Here is a 17,630-nt window from a genome sequence, read left to right as displayed (position 1 = left end):
TTTTTTTTTTTTTTTTTTTTTTAGGAAAAGAAAAAAAAGGTAACCGGCTGCCGGGCCGCCCCCGGCAAGCATCAACGGAGCACATACCGTTTCAGTTACCAATAAACGAATAACCCGTTTCCAATCAAAGGAGCACCCATGCCAACATTAAAAAAATTCCCAACAATGTGCCTGCTACTAGCAGCAATCAGCCTGACAACCGCGCTTCAACCAACCAGCACCCAGGCAGCCGACACCCAATCCCAACCCGAACCAATCCGTCAAGAAATAGGCCTGTTACTACAAGCCGCCCAAGACCTATTCAAGCAACAACAATTCCCCGAAGCCCTCGCAAAAATAGCCCAAACCGACACCATCACCAATCAAACCGACTGGGAAAAATTCACCATCGCCCGCATGCGCGCCCCCACAGCAGCGCGTGCCGGAGACAACGCCCAAGCCGCCGCAACGTTTGAGGCCATCATCGCAACCAACCGCCTCCCAGCCCCCGAACAGAGCAAAACAATCGCCGCCACCGGCAACTTGTACTACGAAGCCAAAAACTACCCCAAAGCCATCATCTGGCTATCGCGCGCCCGCAAAGACAACAGCAACGATCTCCAAATCCGCAGCACCTTAATCCAAGCCTGGTACAAGAATAACGACATCGCCGAAGCCACCAGCGCCTTGCAAACCGCCATCGCAGAAGACAAGGCCGCCAACCGCATACCCTCCGAAGCCGATCTCAAATTGCTAGTCGACTGCACCCTCAAAGCCAACGACAAAACCGCCTATCTCAGCGCGCTCGAAAAACTCACCGCCGATTACCCGAAAAAAGAATACTGGATCGATATCCTCAACCGGATACAAAGCAAACCCGGATTCACCGATCACATGATGTTGGATCTGTACCGCCTCAAAGCCGCTACCGTGCAACTGCAAACGGCGACCGAAGTCATGGACATGGCGCAACTCTCCTTGCTGGCAGGATTTCCGGCGGAGGCGAAACAAACGCTGGATCAGGGCTTGCGCGCACATCTGTTGGATAGCCCGGTCGATGCTGCCAGACAAAAGCAGTTGCGCGATAAGGCCACGCAAGCCGCTGCGGCTGATCTGAAAGCGATGACGCAAAGCAAGGCCGATGCATCGAAGGCGAAAGAGGGGACCGGCGCGATCAATCTCGGGTATGCATTAGTGAGTGCCGGTCAGTTTGACGAGGGCTTGGCGTTGATGCAGGACGGGTTTAAAAAAGGCGGCATCAAAAACAGCGAAGAAGCGAAGTTGCATTTGGGCATCGCTTATCAGTTGGCAGGCCAGAAAGATCAGGCGATACAAGCGTTCAGTACGGTTTCAGGGACCGACGGCGTTGCTGATTTAGCGCAGTTGTGGGGTATGCAGGTTCGTCATCCATTAAAGTAAAGTTAAACGCATGCGGTAATACTCACAGCTATCATTTTTAGTGATAGCTGTTATAACTAACCGTGGTTGCGAAACAACAGCCTGGTTGCCGCATTTTAGAAATCTGCATGCACAAAATTGGCGCATGCATTTCCCATAAAAAGGGCGTGCGCCCGGGCACGGGGGGTGTTTAGCTATAGCGTCGAGCGATAAAGACGGGCACGTTAATTGCTCAATGGTATTTGTACTGAAAATCGTATAAATATTTTTTGAAATCAATCAATCTTGCACGGCGATATTGCTGTTAATCTGGCCCATTGCTTGGTATTGGCGACGCGTGATGAACAAACTTTTAACTTTTCCTGAGACTGCTCCCGCAGCATCCCCGGCGCGTGCCAAAGCGATGCTGTTTCATGATCCGCGCTCGGCGGCATTGCTCAAACAAATCGAACGCGTCGCTCTCAGCGATGCCACTGTGTTGGTGTCAGGCGACACCGGCACCGGTAAGGAATTGATTGCCCGGCATATCCACGAACAGAGCGGTCGGCCCGGTCCATTTATTGCGGTCAATTGCGGTGCTTTCTGTGATTCCTTGGTTGACTCTGAATTGTTTGGACATGAAGCGGGGGCCTTTACGGGCGCAACCCATGCGCGTGCGGGTTGGTTTGAGGCGGCTAATGGCGGCACTTTGCTGCTCGATGAAGTGGGCGAATTGTCGCTGGGAGTGCAGGTCAAGCTATTACGCGTGCTGCAAGAGCGTCAGGTTGTGCGCTTGGGTGCGCGCCGTCCGATTCCGTTTGATGTGCGCTTGATTGCTGCGACCAACGTTGATTTGCCGCAAGCCATATTACTCAACAAGTTCCGCTCCGATTTGTATTACCGGCTCAATGTGGCCACGGTGAGTACGTTGCCATTGCGCGCTCGCGCAGGCGACATTTTGCCGTTGGCGCGTCACTTTATTGCCAGCTACAGCGCCCGTTTGAAGCTCGAAGGCGTGACCTTGAGTGTGGTCGCGCAGCAGTTGCTGGAGGCGTATCACTGGCCGGGCAACATCCGCGAACTGGAAAACGTGATCCATCATGCCTTGATTGTGTGCGATAGCAATGTGATCGTGAAGGATGATTTGAGGCTCACGGGAAATGTTCCGCCGTCGCTGAACTTCGGTGCTCAGACCGGGGCGGGATTCGATCCTGTGTCGCAGCCGTTAGTGGAATCGACCGGTGCAATGGCGTCGATGCAGCATCGGCTGACGGCCTTGTTTGCCGATTGCATCAAGCAAGCTCCGCAGGATTTGTTCGAAATGGTGGAGAAAGCCCTGATCGATACGGCGTTCGCGAGTTGCCATCAAAATCAGGTCCAGACGGCCAAGGTATTGGGCGTTACCCGCAATATGCTGCGTACGCAATTGAAGCGTTTTGGGTTGATTGCCTGAAGTTCTGATCAATTAAGACGGCATCAAGATTGCGTATGGTCATCCCCTTGCCATTTAATCGGCACTCGCCCGGTTTGCACATGGCTGGCCGCACGGTCGCAATGATCCGGGTGGTCGTCAAAAAACATATGCGGCTTGAATGCCGCCAATACGTCTGACTTAGCAACGCCTCCCATAAAGAATGTTTCGTCGATGGTCACATTCCAGGCACGCAGGGTGCGGATGACGCGTTCGTGCGCTGGGGACGAGCGTGCCGTGACCAGTGCGGTTCTGATCGGCGCGGCGCGTCCATCGGGATTTTTGAAATTGCTTTGGATAAACGACAGCGCCATGAGCAGTCGTGCAAATGGCCCTTCCGGCAGGGGTTTCAATGCATTTTCACGTTCGTGCTCTTCAAAAGCCTCCATCCCGCTGGTCTGAAAAATCTTCTCCGACTCATCCGAAAAAATCACCGCGTCACCGTCAAAGGCGATGCGGATTTGATCGAGCTCGGCGATGTCGCGTGGTTGTGGCTGATGGGCGGGCATTTGGTAGAGCAAGGCCGCCGCTGTATTTGAATTGATCGCTGCTTGCACGTCGTCTTCATGCAGGGATAAAAACAGGCTGACATTGAAGGCGTGCAGATACGGTGCCAGCGATGCGCCGCCCGACAATACTGCGCGGGTGATATCAAGCCCGTAATGCGCGATCGTATTAAAAATCCGCATCGAAGTTTCAGTCGAGTTGCGCGACATAATGACGACTTCGACTAGCCGCTGACCGGGCGTCAGATGGTTGAGTTTGAGCAACGCCCGTACCAATGCAAAGGCCGCCCCGGGTCTGAGAATGTTGTTTTCGTTGAGCAGTTGATGCTGCTGAAAGGCGGCCAATCCTTGCGTGCGAAAAATCGCTTCTTCGGCCTCCAGATCAAATAAGGCGCGGGAGGAGATACCGATGACGAGTAGTTTGTCGAGAGAGACGGGCATAGGAGTTGGCGGAGGCAGGGAAAGTGAGGACTTATTATCCTGGAAACGGCAGTTGAGCGCTTCCAGGTGTAAAGATGCCTGCCCCACTAAATCCTGGTGTTGGGCAGGCTGTCCCTCCAGCACTTAACTAAAAGCCCCCACCACTATTCGCGTCGCTGCCGCCAGTACTTCGTTCTGTGACTTTGCCTCTTTTTCACGCTGCGTAAAGTAGAGCGCCAGGATGATAGGCGCTTTAGCTGGCGGCCATAGCACGCCGACATCGTTACTGGTGCCATAGTCGCCACTGCCGGTTTTGTCGCCGACTTGCCAATCGGCGGGAACACCCGCACGGATTCTGGCTGCACCTGTGGTATTGCCGCGCATCCAGCGTTGCAACTGCTCCCGTTGCGGTGCGGCAAGGGTGTCGCCGAGTGCGAGTTTCTGCAAGCTGTGCGCCATCGCCATAGGCGTTGAAGTGTCCCGAGGATCGCCGGGAATGGCGCTGTTGAGTTCGGTCTCCCAGCGGTCGATACGAAACGCATTGTCGCCGATGCTGCGGGCAAAGGCGGTCACAGCAGACGGACCGCCGAGTATCTTCATTAGTAGATTTGCGGCGGTGTTGTCGCTGTATTGCAGCCCTGCCGCGCATAGTTCGGCGATGGTCATGCCGGTGGCGACGTGCTTCTCTGTAATGGGCGAGTAGGTCACCAGGTCGCTGTGTTGGTACATGATGCGCTGTTGCAGCAGCGCATCTTCATGCATGCTGCGCGCAAGTATGGCGGACGCTGCGAGTACTTTGAAGGTGCTGCAGAGGGGAAAGCGTTCATCGCCGCGGTGGTGCAATTGTGCGCCGTTGGACGTGTTGATTGCCGTAACGCCAAGTCGACCACCCGATTGGCTTTCTAGTGCGGCGAACTGCGCAGAGGCCGCATTGCCGTTAGCGGCCCAGGCTGAACCAATCTGTATCAAGGGCGTAGCGGCTAGCGCGAGGAGTAAGGTGCGGCGAATGGGTGAGTGTGTTTTTGATGTAGGCATGGTGTTGGTTTGTATTGTAAAAAGAAAGGTAGGGGCTAGCCAGAACGGGGCTGAGAATGGATTGCGCGGGAAAAGTTCATCCGGGTAGTGTTGCGTCGGATGCGAACTGTTTGAGAGTTACTGAGTCGAAATCCTTCCATTGATAGTTAACGCGGTAGCTCACATCTGAAAAGTTTCCAATGAAAACAATGAAATCTCTTTTGAAGACTCTCTTAACTATCGGCGGTTTATCCGCAGTCTTACTGCTTGTCGGTTGTGCCAGCACTGGCGTGACCAATTACGGCGGCGGCTACGGCGGCGGTTATGGTGGTGGCTACTACGGTGGTGGCTACAGTAGCGGGTCATCGGTGGATATCTATGGCATCGTCGATACTGGCGTGACCATACGCTCTCGTTAGTGCGGTGTGGGCGCATGAGGTAGACGCCTGACGTGGGTACCTCAATTAAGCACCGATCTGAAGTACTTTATGACAATAGCCGCATCCTTGTTCAGTAGGATGCAGCTATTTTTATTTGGGGTGGGCGTCCTCGGTTTGAATGGCGCGGCCATTGCACCAGATAGGCCGGATATCGGGTTGATCGCAACTAAAATTATTTGGCGATATACAGCCGGTTAGTTGGAAACACAGGGCAAAAATGGCGAGCGCTGTTTTCATGGATGCGACCTTTGTAATGGTCCAACTGAATGTTTTTACAACTTTGGCAGATGATGAACTGTAGCTTCTTTCCTGTTTGTTGGCGGCGCTTGTCCGGATTTATTTGACAGAGAATTGTGATGGTTTTTGCACATTTTTTTACTTCGGGAGTCTGTACTCTGCAGCATTGATGTTACTTTCCTGTTACTTTATTGTTACTTTATTGTTACTGGTTAAAACGTACTGTGATATCCAATGAATTAGGTGGACACACTATTGCCCGATAGCTATCCTTGATAGTAAGTAAGACCGCTTCATCGTTTATACGTCGTTGCCTCATCTCAATGATGCGGCCTTACTAAGCGATAGAAAAATAGCCGAACGCATCCGGTATTGTCGATCTGTGGTGCTTAAAATAAGTAGGACTTACGCAAAATCGCCCGTGTGGCGTTGTGCTTTCTAAGCCGTACCAGCCAGGCAAGAGTGCTGCGGTAATCATTTTGCGTAAGCCCTGAAATGTTCCTTTATCGACGTTTGTCTTTACCGGCTTGTACATAGTGATAGTTAAATTTTCTGTAGATGGACGTACCTCGGTAGAAGGCATTTACCTTGGCTAAAACGATTATCGCCCCTGATACGGCGTCCGCTGGCATCCATGCCAACGTGAGCACCATGAGCACACACCAACTTACAAGCGCACCTAAACCCGACGAAAGCTTTCCGATTATCGGTATCGGCGCTTCAGCTGGCGGATTGGAGGCGTTCGAACAGTTTTTTCGTCCGTTCCCCAGCAATTGCGGTATGGCTTTTATTCTTGTCTCCCATCTTGATCCTGATCACGCCAGTCTGCTCACTGAAATCTTGCAACGCAGCACCATGATGCCGGTGTCAGAGGCGCAAGATCAGCAGCAGGTGATGCCGAACTGTGTCTATGTCATTCCTCCTAATCGTGACTTAACGATTGCGCGAGGCGTTCTGCAATTAAGTGAACCTACCGTGCCGCGTGGGCAGCGCATGGCGATTGATACCTTTATGTGTTCGCTCGCTAAGGATCAGGGCGCGAGGGCCATCGGTATTGTTTTGTCGGGCACTGGCACCGATGGCACCATCGGTTTGAGCGCGATTCTGGGGGTAGGAGGGATTTCTTATGCCCAGGATCCTGCCATGGCAAAGTACGGTGGCATGCCACAGAGTGCGATTAATGCCGGTTGTGTCAGTTTTACGTTGCCAGCAGACCACATGGCAGGACATTTGCTAAAGACAGACAAGCCGTCTACCGTTTCGAAAAAACTCGATACAGTAAATACAGCAAATAGTGTCAGTACCACCATTGCAAACAACGCCATGACGACTGAGAGTACCCGCAACAGTATCAGCAGGATTTTGCAGTTGCTGCTCAACGGCACCGGTCACGATTTCTCACTCTATAAAGTCAACACGATCTTCCGCCGAATACAGCGGCGCATGATCATGCACAATCTTCATGACATAGCCGTATATACGCGCTATCTCAGCGAACACCCGGAAGAAGTCCAGGTGTTGTTTAAGGAGTTGCTCATTAATGTGACGCGCTTTTTTAGGGACCCGGAAACATTTGTCATCCTGAAACAGGACATCCTGTTGCCGTTGCTCGCCGATCTGCCGGATTTCTATGTTTTGCGTGTGTGGGTGGCTGGCTGCGCAACCGGCGAAGAGGCCTATTCAATCGCCATCATTTTGCGTGAGCTGATGAATGAAAGCGGGCGCGAATGCAGAGTCCAGCTCTACAGCACCGACCTTGATTGCGAGGCGATCAACATTGCCCGTGCCGGCGTCTATCCGCTGAGCATTGCCGACGACATCACGCCGGAGCGGCTGCAACGGTTTTTTCTCAGAGAAGAGTCCGGTTACCGGATAAAAAAAGAAATTCGCGAAATGGTCGTCTTTGCGGTGCACAACATTTTGAAGGATCCTCCCTTCACCAAGCTTGATTTGTTGAGTTGTCGTAACGTTATGATTTATCTCGAGCCCGAGCTGCAAAACCGGCTTGTTCCTTCCTTCCACTACGCGCTCAAACCAAACGGTACCTTGCTGCTTTCGCCGTCTGAAGGCGTTGGTAACCATACAGAATTGTTTGTGCCGATCAACCGGAAGTGGAAGTTATTTCGCTCAATGCCATCGGCTACACCGACACGTCTGGTGCAAGCGCGCGATCTGTCATGGACCGCCGAGATCCGTAGAAAAACCCCGGAGGAAATCATCAAAAAAACCAAAGAAATCAACTTTGCCGAACTCACCAAACGGGTTTTGTTGCAAACCTTTGCACCTGCGTCCGTGATTACGGATGCCAAGGGAGACATTCTGTATGTGCATGGAGATACCGGGAAATACCTGCGTCCGGCACCAGGTCAGGCCTCGCTCAATGTGATCGAGATGGCGCGTGACGGCCTGCAACCGGAGCTACGCGTGGCCGTCTATGCCGCCGCCAATCTTAGAACGCCAACGCTCAATTGCGAACTCACCCTCAAAATGCACGACAGCGCGCAATTGATGAGCCTCAGTGTCAGACCGTTATCGGAGTCGAGTACCAAGCAAGATTTGTTGCTCATCAGTTTTAAGGATGTCGCCGCACCCATGGCCATTCTCGCGCTTAGTGAGGGCGATACCCTCGTCACTACGGGTGAACTGCGTCAAATTGAAGAGTTGCAGCGTGAGTTGACTTACACCAAAGAAAGCCTTCATACCACGATTGAAGAGCAGCAAAATTTCAACGAAGAACTCAAGTGCGTCAACGAAGAGATGCAATCGACCAATGAAGAATTGCAATCGACCAATGAAGAATTGGAGACTTCCAAAGAAGAGTTGCAATCGGTCAATGAGGAACTGGTCACTGTCAACGCCGAGTTAGAGGCCAAGATCGAGCAACTGGCGGACATGCAAAATGACATGAAGAATCTGCTCGAAAATATTCATGTCGGCACGATTTTTTTAGATCAGCACATGCATGTGCGCCGCTTTACGCGCGATGCGATACGGATTTATCGACTCGCTCCTTCGGACATGGGCCGGGCGCTTGGTGACATCAAATCCGAACTGCGCGGCGAAGACCTGTTAAACGAAGCACAGGTCGTGCTCGACACCTTAATTCCGCTCGAGCGCGAAGTCTCTACCACCAACGGCGACTGGTATCTGGCGCGCATCCAGCCCTACCGCACGCTCGACAATGTGATCGATGGCGTTGTGCTGACCTTTACCGATATTACCGAACACATTAAGGCAATGGAGGCGAAGGAGGCGCAGCAGTTAGCCGAAGGCATCATCAATACCGTGCGCGAACCGTTGCTGGTGCTCGATACCTCCTTTAGGATTATCTCTGCCAGCCATTCGTTTTATCGTGAATTCAAAGTCCAGCCGCAAGATACGGTCGGGTGTTTGATTTATGAAGTGGGTAATCGGCAATGGGATATTCCCGCCCTGCGCCAATTATTGGAAAGTGTCCGGCAGCACAATCAAACCTTTGAAGACTATCCTGTCGAGCAGGATTTCCCCATCATCGGTCGCCGAAAAATGCTGCTCAATGCCCGCCGGATTGTAAGTAAGACCGGTGAGTCCAATTTGATTTTACTGGCTCTGGCGGCGGGGCCATGACTAACAAACTTAGTACTCCCGAGCAGCTGCGCTCAGACGCGGAAATCCAGCTCGCCCGCATACCATTGGCGAGCCTGCCGACGTTGCCGGAGCGCTCGGCCGACGAAGTGCTGCATGAACTACGCGTGCACCAGATCGAACTGGAAATGCAGAATGAAGAATTGCGGCGTACCCAGGTCAATCTGGAAGAGTCGCGTGACCGCTACGTGGACCTCTACGATTTTGCGCCGGTAGGTTATATGACCCTCACCTCTGAGGGCCTCATTGTTGAGATCAATCTGACCGCTGCGGCGCTTTTGGGAGTGGAGCGCAGCAAATTGTTGCAGCGTCGGTTCGCGCGTTTTATCGCCCCGGACGATAAGGATCGCTGGCATCGGCATTTCATCAATGTGCTACGCCGCAATCAGCAACATCAATGTGAACTGCTGCTGGAGCGCAATGACGGCTCGTCGTTTGACGCGCAGCTTGATTGCCTGCGGGTAGACGTCAATACATCAGATAATGGCGTGGATGGAGCGGATAGAGCCGATAGATCTGATGAAGCAGCCGCTACGGTAACAAACGCTACCCAGTTGAATCTGCCGCCAGTAAAGCCGTACCTGATTCGTATCACCCTCACTGATATACACGTGCGCAAGCAAGCGCAAGCGAAGCTCTATCTGATCGGTAAAGTATTTGAGCAAAGTGGTGAGGCGATCATGGTGACCGACGCCAACCGCACCATTATTATGGTTAATCAGGCCTTCACCACGATTAGTGGTTACGCCGAGGCTGAAACGCTGGGCCAGAACCAGACCATGCTGCAATCGGATCATCACAGCGCGGACTTTTATCACAACATGTGGACGACCATTAATGTGGAGGGACATTGGCAGGGTGAAATGTCATTCCGCCGCAAAGATGGCCATCTCTACATGGGTTGGTTGCTCATTACTCGGGTACTCGACGGCAACAGTGAGCCGTCCAACTATATTGCAATATTTAGTGACATCACTGAACATAAAGAAGCCCAGGCCTACATACACCGGCTGGCGCACTTTGACCCTCTGACAGGACTGCCGAATCGGGAATTGTTAAAGAACCGTTTTCGCCACGATATGACGACTGCGCAACGGAATCAAAGCGCATTGACGGTGATGTTCCTCGATCTCGACCACTTCAAAAACATCAACGATTCGCTCGGCCATCAGGTCGGCGATCAGCTCCTCATTGCATGGGCTAATCGCCTCACGCAATCGGTGCGCAGCCAAGATACTATTTCGCGTCTGGGTGGGGATGAGTTTATTTTAATACTGCCCGACACCGATGCCGCTGGTGCTAAGTATGTAGTCGAAAAACTACTGGAGTTATCGCGCCAGCCCTATCAGATCGAGCAGTACGAACTGGTTGTTACACCCTCCATCGGCATTGCCATGTATCCCGGCGATGGCGTTGATTTTGAAGCGCTCTCCAGATGCGCCGACGTCGCTATGTATCGCGCTAAGCAAGCCGGGCGTAATGGCTACCGATTTTTTACCACCGAAATGCAGGCCACTTCCGCCCACGTTTTACAACTCGAAAATGGATTGCGCCATGCGCTGGAGCGTAACCAGTTCCAGATGCACTATCAACCCCAGGTCCGGGTCAGCGATGGACGCATGGTCGGCATAGAAGCTTTGCTGCGCTGGGAGCATCCGGAATTAGGATTGATTTCGCCGGTTGATTTCATTTCCGTTGCCGAAGACAGCGGACAGATTTTGCAAGTCGGCGCATGGGTATTGCGCAGCGCCGTGCAGCAATGTAAAGCCTGGATAGACAGCGGTTTGAACCCGCCGACGATGGCGGTGAATCTTTCAGCGGTGCAGTTTCGCGATCCGCGCCTGCCGGAACTGGTGATGCAGATCCTGCACGAGGCGCAGTTACCAGCCCACTATCTGGAACTGGAACTGACCGAGAGCGTAGCGATGGACAATCCCCTCAAAGTCATCGCCACGATGAACCGGTTGTACGCAAACGGCATCCGTATCTCGATTGACGACTTCGGCACCGGCTATTCATCGCTGAGCACCTTGCGTAAATTTAAAGTCTACAAACTGAAGATTGATCAGTCTTTCATCTCCGACATTGTCAATAGCAGCGAGAACCGCGCCATCATCACAGCCATCATCAGCATCGCCAAAAGTCTCGGCCTGCTGACCATTGCCGAAGGGGTGGAGTCTGAGGAGCAGTTGGTGTTTTTGAGGGAAAAAGGGTGCGATGAAGTACAGGGGGTTTATTTGGGAGCGCCGTTTGCAGCGCGGGAGTTTGAGGGGCATTTTCTGCGTAATGGGGATATTTCCCAAAGTGCCTGAAAAGCGTTTCCGGGCTGGTAAATCGATTCTGTATTTACTTAATTTCCATATGGAAATAAAATCGACGGTCGATTCCTCCCCGATTATGTTTGCTATCTCAACCTTCTCTTTTCTCACATCCACTTACCCATTCCTTATCAGGAGATCAATGTATGAAAAACATGAAAACAACTCCCTTGGTTTTTACCGTTGTATTCGTTGCATCACTGTCCATTTTGGGCGGATGCGCTACCGAAAGTTCAAACGCTCTTCCGGTCCAACAGGTACAAAGTGCGGGTAAGCCTTATGCGGGGGTTCGCACGCAAATTGCGGTCGGTAAATTTGATAACCGCTCCAGTTACATGCGCGGCATATTTTCTGATGGCGTTGATCGACTGGGTGGTCAGGCAAAGACCATCTTAATTACGCATCTACAGCAAACCAACCGCTTCAATGTTCTTGACCGTGACAATCTGCAAGAGATCGGGCGCGAAGCAGAAATCAAGAATCAAGTGCAAACACTCAAAGGAGCAGATTTTATTGTGACCGGCGATGTGACCGAATTCGGCCGAAAAGAAGTCGGCGACCAACAGTTGTTTGGCATTTTGGGGCGCGGCAAACAGCAAACTGCTTATGCCAAGGTGAACTTGAATATTGTCAATATTAAGACTTCCGAAGTGGTGTTCTCCACTCAGGGGGCGGGTGAATATAATCTCTCTAACCGTGAAATTATCGGTTTTGGCGGCACGGCCAGCTATGACGCAACGTTAAACGGCAAAGTGCTCGATTTGGCCATGCGTGAAGCGGTTAATAAACTTGTCTCCGCCATCGACTCCGGTGCCTGGCAACCGACAATGAGCAATCACTAATCGCACGGCAAAGATGAAGATAATTTTTTTTACACCATCGATCCTGCCGTTTGCGTTCTTGGGTTGTGTTCTTCTGACCGGTTGCCAAACTGCACCCAAACCGCTCTATCAGTGGGAGGACTACCAACCTCAGGTCTATGAGCACTTCAAGGGAGAGCAGGGACCTGAGCAACAGATTAGCGCACTCGAACTAGGGCTACAGAAAATCCGCTCTACTGGCAATATGGCCCCGCCCGGATATCACGCGCATCTCGGCATGTTATACGCCGGGATCGGCAAAGACGATCAAATGGTGCAGGAGTTCGAGACAGAGAAAACGCTGTTCCCGGAATCCGCACCCTACATAGATTTTCTCCTGAAAAATGCCAAAAAAGGAGGGAAGTGACTATGTTGAAAAAGATCCGAAATGTGTTTGTATGCTTGTCTGTAGCCTTGATGGCTGTCGGATGCGTCGCCCCGGTCAAGCAAATTGACATGACGGCATTCAAGCAAAGCCGGCCCAAGACAATTTTGGTGCTGCCACCCTTGAACGAATCCCCCGACATCAACGCGACATACGGGATGTTGTCGCAATTGACGTATCCGTTGGGCGAGGCCGGTTACTACGTGTTGCCGGTGGCATTAGTCAACGAGACACTGAAACAAAATGGGATGGACTCCGCCGGAGATATGCATGCCATTGCACCGGCCATGCTACAAAAAATCTTCGGTGCCGATGCCGCCTTGTATGTCAGCGTCAGTAAGTATGGTTCAACCTACACCATCATTAGTAGTGCTGTGGTGGTGACGGCGAATGCCAAACTAGTCGATTTGAGAACCGGCGATGTCTTGTGGACCGGCTCGGCTTCGGCTTCGAGTAACGAGGGCGGCAATTCCGGTGGTGGATTAATCGGTATGTTGGTGTCAGCGGCTGTCAGTCAGATTGCCAATAACCTTACCGATAAAGGATTTGCGATCGCAGGTGTTACCAGTGGGCGATTGCTATCGACGAACAAACCAAATGGCTTATTGTATGGTCCGCACTCACCTAAATATGGGACTGACTGATTTGATTGACCATTCAGTAGCTTGAACGCAAAAATGCCGCAGATTCTGCGGCATTTTTTAATCAACGCGGCAAAAACCCAATCGACACCCAAGGAACAGCCACCACCACCAGCAAGGCAATCACCAACGCCGCCAGATACCCCCAGACACGATTAAACACCCTATCCGGCGAAACCTTCCCAATCGCGCACGCCGCATAAAATCCGACCCCGAATGGCGGCGCAAACAAACCGATCCCCATCGCCAGAATCACCACCATCGCGTAGTGCACATCGTGTATGCCCAGTGAGCGCGCTACCGGAAACAGCAGCGGGCCAAACAGAACGATGGCAGGAATTCCTTCCAGGATGCTACCGAGCACGATAAAAATCACCACAGTAATGAGCAAGAATCCCGTGCCGCCGCCGGGTACACCCTGCATTAATGTCACCAGTTTGGCGGAGAAGCCCGATTGCGTCAGCGCCCAAGCCATCGAGGTTGCCATGCCTATAATCAGCAGGATCGCGCCCGACAAGGTTGCCGCTTCCACCAGCATCGGATAAATCCGCCTGAAGTTGATATGCCGCATAAACAGATGCATCACCAAGCCGATAACGATGGTGTAGGCCACCCCGATGGTCGCCACTTCGGTGGCGGTTGCCACGCCTTCGATGACAGCTACGCGAATCAGAATCGGCAAGGCCAGCGCAGGCAGCGCCACCATCAGCGTTTTAGCGATCACCGAGAATGTGGCGCGTTTGACCTTCGGCATAGGCTCGCGTCGTGCGCGGAACCAGCACACGATACCGATGGCGATGGTCGCAATCACCGCAGGCATCAGGCCGCCGATAAACAACGCCGTGATCGATACGCCGCAGACTGCGCCAATCGTAATGAGCACCAGACTCGGCGGGATTGTCTCCGTCATTGCACCGGCAGACGACAGCAGCGCCACCAACTCTTCTGGCTTGGCACCGCGTTTTTTCATTTCAGGAAATAACGCCGGTGCAATCGCCGCCATGTCAGCCGCCTTCGAGCCGGAAATGCCGGACACCAAAAACATCGCGCCCAGCAACACGTATTGCAGCCCACCGCGCACATGGCCCAACAGCGAGGCCATGAAATCGATCAGGGTACGCGCCAGACCGCTGATTTCCAGCAGTGCGCCCAGCAACACAAACAAGGGCACCGATAACAAAATCAGACTCGACATCCCTTCATCCATGCGGCTCACCACTATCATCATCGGCGCATTCGTCGCCAGCGCCAGATACGCCATCGTCGCAGTCCCGAACGCAAACGCAATCGGAATTCCGCCTGCGACGCACGCGCCGATCAGCACCACAAAAAAGATAATCAGGTTGTAATTGCCCATCGCCAGCAACAGCGGCTTGCCCAGCCAGAGCGCCAGGGCGATCACGCCCACCACACCGAGCGCTGACCCTAGTTGTTTCAACGTGGCGTGACTCGCCATGCGTGCCAGCGCTGCCAGCAACATCAGCATCGCGCCGACCGGCAACGCCGCCGCCCGCAAGCCATCAGGAATTTCCAGCGCCGGGGTGGTGATGTCCATCTGTTCACTGGCGTGAGTCACGGCGGGATGGATGATCATCAAGACGAAGATACACACGATCAGGGCGGCCACCGTCTCAAACCAGATCCGCCATTTTTCGGAGAGCTTGTTGACGATGGCGGTTAATCGCATATGTTCGCCGCGATCCAGCGCCAGTACCCCACCCAGCATCGAGAGCCAGATAAACAGGGTCGAGGCCAACTCATCGGACCAGATCAGCGGATCGTGCAAGGCGTAGCGGTAGATGACGCCGATCAGCAGCACCAGTGTCTCCACCACGACCAGCGTTGCCGCGACTGCCGCGACAACCTGCATCACGCGGCGGTTAACCGTCGCCAGCAACCGCGCCAGAAAATGGCTGGTCGCTGGCGCAGAACGTATTACAGCATCCATCAGGCCAGTTTTCCGGTGTATTTCTCCAGCACTGCCCAAGCCTCTTCACCAAACTTCTTGTGCCATTGCTCATAGAAACCGGCACTGCGCAGCTTGGCGCGGAAGGCCTCGTTATCGGTGTTGTTGAATTGCATCCCCTTGGCTTTCATCTCATCGATCAACGAATCGTTGAGCGCCTTGGTATCAGCGCGTTGCTTGAGTCCGGCCTCGTTGATGTTGCGGGTAACGATCTCTTGCAAATCCTTAGGCAATTTTTCAAACGAAGCTTTGTTGCCCATGCACCAGAATCCGTCCCACATATGATTGGTCATCGAACAGTATTTCTGGACCTCGTAGAGCTTGGCCGTCGAAATAATCGCCAGCGGATTTTCCTCCCCTTCGACGATCTTGGTTTGCAGCGCCGAATACACCTCAGCAAAGCTAATACTGGTAGGCGCGGCATCAAAAGCGCGGAACATCGACGTCCACAGCGGACTAGGCGGGACGCGCAACTTCATTCCTTTTAAATCTTCCGGCTTGTTGACCGGACGTGTGCTGTTGGTGACCTGGCGATAGCCGTTATCCCAGATTTTATCGAACGCAAACAAGGTCGATTTAGCCGCGATTTGTTTGCGCACATGTGCGCCAAGATCGCCGTCCATCGCCGCCCAGACCTGGGTGTAATCCTTGAAAGCAAAACCGATCCCGCTAATTTGCGCATCCGACACCAGCGTGCCCAAAATCAACGGCGACAACATAAAGTAATCAATCGCCCCGGCCCGGGTTTGCGACAGCATGTCGGTATCGGTACCAAGCTGGCTGTTCGGATACAACTGCATATCGATACGGCCCTTGGATTCGGCCGCAATTCTGGCCGCCATCTCTTTAGCGCGCACGTTCATCGGATGGGTAACCGGCAAATTGTTAGCAAACTTCAGCGTAAATTCAGCGGCAGCAGCGTGCGCTTGGCTTGTGTATAAACCGAGGCCGCTGGCAGCGACTGCCGAAGTGGCTGAAATGGTTTTCAGAAAATGGCGGCGTGAAATATGACCCATCTGTTTGTCTCCTGTGAATATTATTTTTAGGACTTACGCAAAGTCGCCCCAGCGGCGTTGCGCCCGCCTCGCCGTCCTTGCAGGACGCAGTTGTTCTGGTAAGAACAACCCGTTGCGCAGGCGAACTGCATGCAGTTCGAATTCCCTGCTACACCGTTCGTACTGGCATCAAAAGTCTACCTTGCTGGTACGACTTTGCGTAAGCCCTGGTTGTGCGGGGTATCAACCCTGCTTGATTAGCCTTTCGGCAACGCTATTCTCGTCTATAAAGGTGGATTTAAGTAACTTCCGCTGGGGGTGGCTGATGTTTATTTTGTGCTGTGCTTGTTTTGTAAAATAAATGGCTGTTGTCGCCTATCGGCCACTGACCTTAAAACTTGCTCGATTCAAAATTGGTCCGAGAGAATAAATCTACATTGCGAAAAATAATTGCTATAGAGGCATCGTTTTAATCGAAAACATATGCTGAGCTATGTTTTTTAATCGAAATCCAGAACATTTAATCAAAAATGGGTAACTTAGTCGGTTTTAAATGACTGTCAAAAATGCAATATATTGCCCCGGAGTAGCCATTCCGTGTTCTCCGTAATTTCAACAATATCCATAAACCGGTCGAAAACGCCGATAGGTCTTTGTAGACCCATCACCCCGTCAAATACCGCCCCGCCTTCTGCGACTCCTGTTTAATCCCCCCCATGATGTCAGCCAGCTCAATCACCGCTGGCTTGCGCACCACCGCACGCAGGCAGGCGTAGCGCAAGACGTTGATGATGGCACCGCCAGCGAGTGGATATTGTTCGGCCAATACTTCGAAATTGATGTTCTCAGCCAGCGCAATATGCTCAGTGCGAAATATTTTTTCCCACAACTTCAGGCGGGAGGCAACGTCGGGAATCGGGAACAGAATGGTGGACTGGAAACGTCGGGAGAACGCTTCGTCCATGTGGCTGCGTTGGTTGGTGGACAGGATCACCATGCCGGGGAAGTCTTCTAAGCGCTGCAACAAGTAAGCGATTTGCTGGTTTGCTGAGCGGTCGTTGGCGGTGTGCGATTCGGTGCGTTTGCCGAATAAGGCTTCTGCTTCGTCAAAGAACAAAATCCAGTTGTGTTGCTGCGCCCGGTCGAACAGGGTGGCGAGGTTTTTTTCGGTTTCACCGATCCATTTGGAGGCGATGCGTGAGAGGTCGACTCGGTACACCGGAATATCGTGCTGTTTGCCGAGCAGGCATGCGGTCATGGTTTTGCCGGTGCCGGGTGCGCCGTGGAACAGGCAGCGGTAGCCGGGTTTGACCCGGTGCGCTAAGCCCCAACCTTGCATCAAGGTGTCGGGCAGTATTAAAATAAACTCATCCCCACCCAGACGCGAAATAGTATCT

General features: G+C 52.7%; 13 protein-coding genes. 8 read left to right on the top strand and 5 right to left on the bottom strand.

Going from position 1 to position 17,630, the window contains the following annotated elements:
* The first annotated feature begins 138 nt into the window (after nucleotides 1–138).
* Together ACVBEF_RS15990 and ACVBEF_RS15985 are read left to right on the top strand one after the other, a co-directional pair.
* The gene (locus ACVBEF_RS15990) at nucleotides 139–1,398 is read left to right on the top strand and encodes a tetratricopeptide repeat protein (RefSeq protein ID WP_447124923.1); all 1,260 of its coding nucleotides are present in this window, start codon (nucleotides 139–141) and stop codon (nucleotides 1,396–1,398) included.
* Nucleotides 1,399–1,717: 319 nt separating this feature from the next.
* Nucleotides 1,718–2,809: a sigma-54 interaction domain-containing protein gene (locus ACVBEF_RS15985; protein WP_447124922.1), complete on the top strand. Its 1,092-nt coding sequence runs from the start codon at nucleotides 1,718–1,720 to the stop codon at nucleotides 2,807–2,809.
* A 23-nt stretch (nucleotides 2,810–2,832) separates the two neighbouring features.
* On the opposite strand, the gene ACVBEF_RS15980 is transcribed toward ACVBEF_RS15985, so the two are convergent.
* Together ACVBEF_RS15980 and bla are read right to left on the bottom strand one after the other, a co-directional pair.
* Nucleotides 2,833–3,774, bottom strand: a complete 942-nt coding sequence (locus ACVBEF_RS15980; protein ID WP_447124921.1) for a 5'-nucleotidase — start codon at nucleotides 3,772–3,774, stop codon at nucleotides 2,833–2,835.
* Nucleotides 3,775–3,897: 123 nt separating this feature from the next.
* Entirely contained in the window at nucleotides 3,898–4,788 is an 891-nt protein-coding gene (gene bla, locus ACVBEF_RS15975; RefSeq protein WP_447124920.1) for a class A beta-lactamase, read from the bottom strand.
* A 179-nt stretch (nucleotides 4,789–4,967) separates the two neighbouring features.
* Between bla and ACVBEF_RS15970 the strand changes: the two genes are divergently transcribed.
* From ACVBEF_RS15970 to ACVBEF_RS15945, 6 genes are all read left to right on the top strand, one after another.
* Entirely contained in the window at nucleotides 4,968–5,186 is a 219-nt protein-coding gene (locus ACVBEF_RS15970) for a hypothetical protein (RefSeq protein WP_447124919.1), read from the top strand.
* Between the two features lie 846 nt (nucleotides 5,187–6,032).
* A complete protein-coding gene (locus tag ACVBEF_RS15965; RefSeq protein WP_447124918.1) occupies nucleotides 6,033–9,050 on the top strand; it encodes a chemotaxis protein CheB in 3,018 nt (1,005 codons plus the stop codon).
* Nucleotides 9,047–11,380, top strand: a complete 2,334-nt coding sequence (locus ACVBEF_RS15960; RefSeq protein ID WP_447124917.1) for an EAL domain-containing protein — start codon at nucleotides 9,047–9,049, stop codon at nucleotides 11,378–11,380. Before ACVBEF_RS15965 ends, ACVBEF_RS15960 begins: the two co-directional genes overlap by 4 nt.
* A 161-nt stretch (nucleotides 11,381–11,541) precedes the next feature.
* On the top strand, nucleotides 11,542–12,228 hold the full coding sequence (locus tag ACVBEF_RS15955; protein ID WP_447124924.1) for a CsgG/HfaB family protein: 687 nt from the start codon (nucleotides 11,542–11,544) through the stop codon (nucleotides 12,226–12,228).
* A gap of 13 nt (nucleotides 12,229–12,241) precedes the next feature.
* Entirely contained in the window at nucleotides 12,242–12,613 is a 372-nt protein-coding gene (locus tag ACVBEF_RS15950) for a DUF4810 domain-containing protein (protein ID WP_447124916.1), read from the top strand.
* A 2-nt stretch (nucleotides 12,614–12,615) separates the two neighbouring features.
* Nucleotides 12,616–13,275 carry a DUF799 domain-containing protein gene (locus ACVBEF_RS15945; RefSeq protein WP_447124915.1) on the top strand — a complete coding sequence of 220 codons (660 nt, stop codon included), beginning with the start codon at nucleotides 12,616–12,618 and terminating at the stop codon, nucleotides 13,273–13,275.
* A gap of 61 nt (nucleotides 13,276–13,336) precedes the next feature.
* Here ACVBEF_RS15945 and ACVBEF_RS15940 read toward each other — a convergent pair whose 3' ends face one another.
* The 3 genes from ACVBEF_RS15940 to ACVBEF_RS15930 form a co-directional block, all read right to left on the bottom strand.
* Nucleotides 13,337–15,220 (bottom strand): TRAP transporter large permease, encoded by a 1,884-nt coding sequence (locus ACVBEF_RS15940; protein WP_447124914.1) that lies wholly within the window; start codon nucleotides 15,218–15,220, stop codon nucleotides 13,337–13,339.
* Nucleotides 15,220–16,254 (bottom strand): TRAP transporter substrate-binding protein, encoded by a 1,035-nt coding sequence (locus ACVBEF_RS15935; protein ID WP_447124913.1) that lies wholly within the window; start codon nucleotides 16,252–16,254, stop codon nucleotides 15,220–15,222. The genes ACVBEF_RS15940 and ACVBEF_RS15935 overlap by 1 nt, the downstream gene beginning before the upstream one ends.
* A gap of 643 nt (nucleotides 16,255–16,897) precedes the next feature.
* The coding region (locus ACVBEF_RS15930) for an AAA family ATPase (protein ID WP_447124912.1) at nucleotides 16,898–17,630 on the bottom strand (733 nt) is incomplete at its 5' end.

Source organism: Glaciimonas sp. GG7 (assembly GCF_052976905.1).
This window is presented reverse-complemented; position numbering and strand designations above follow the sequence as displayed.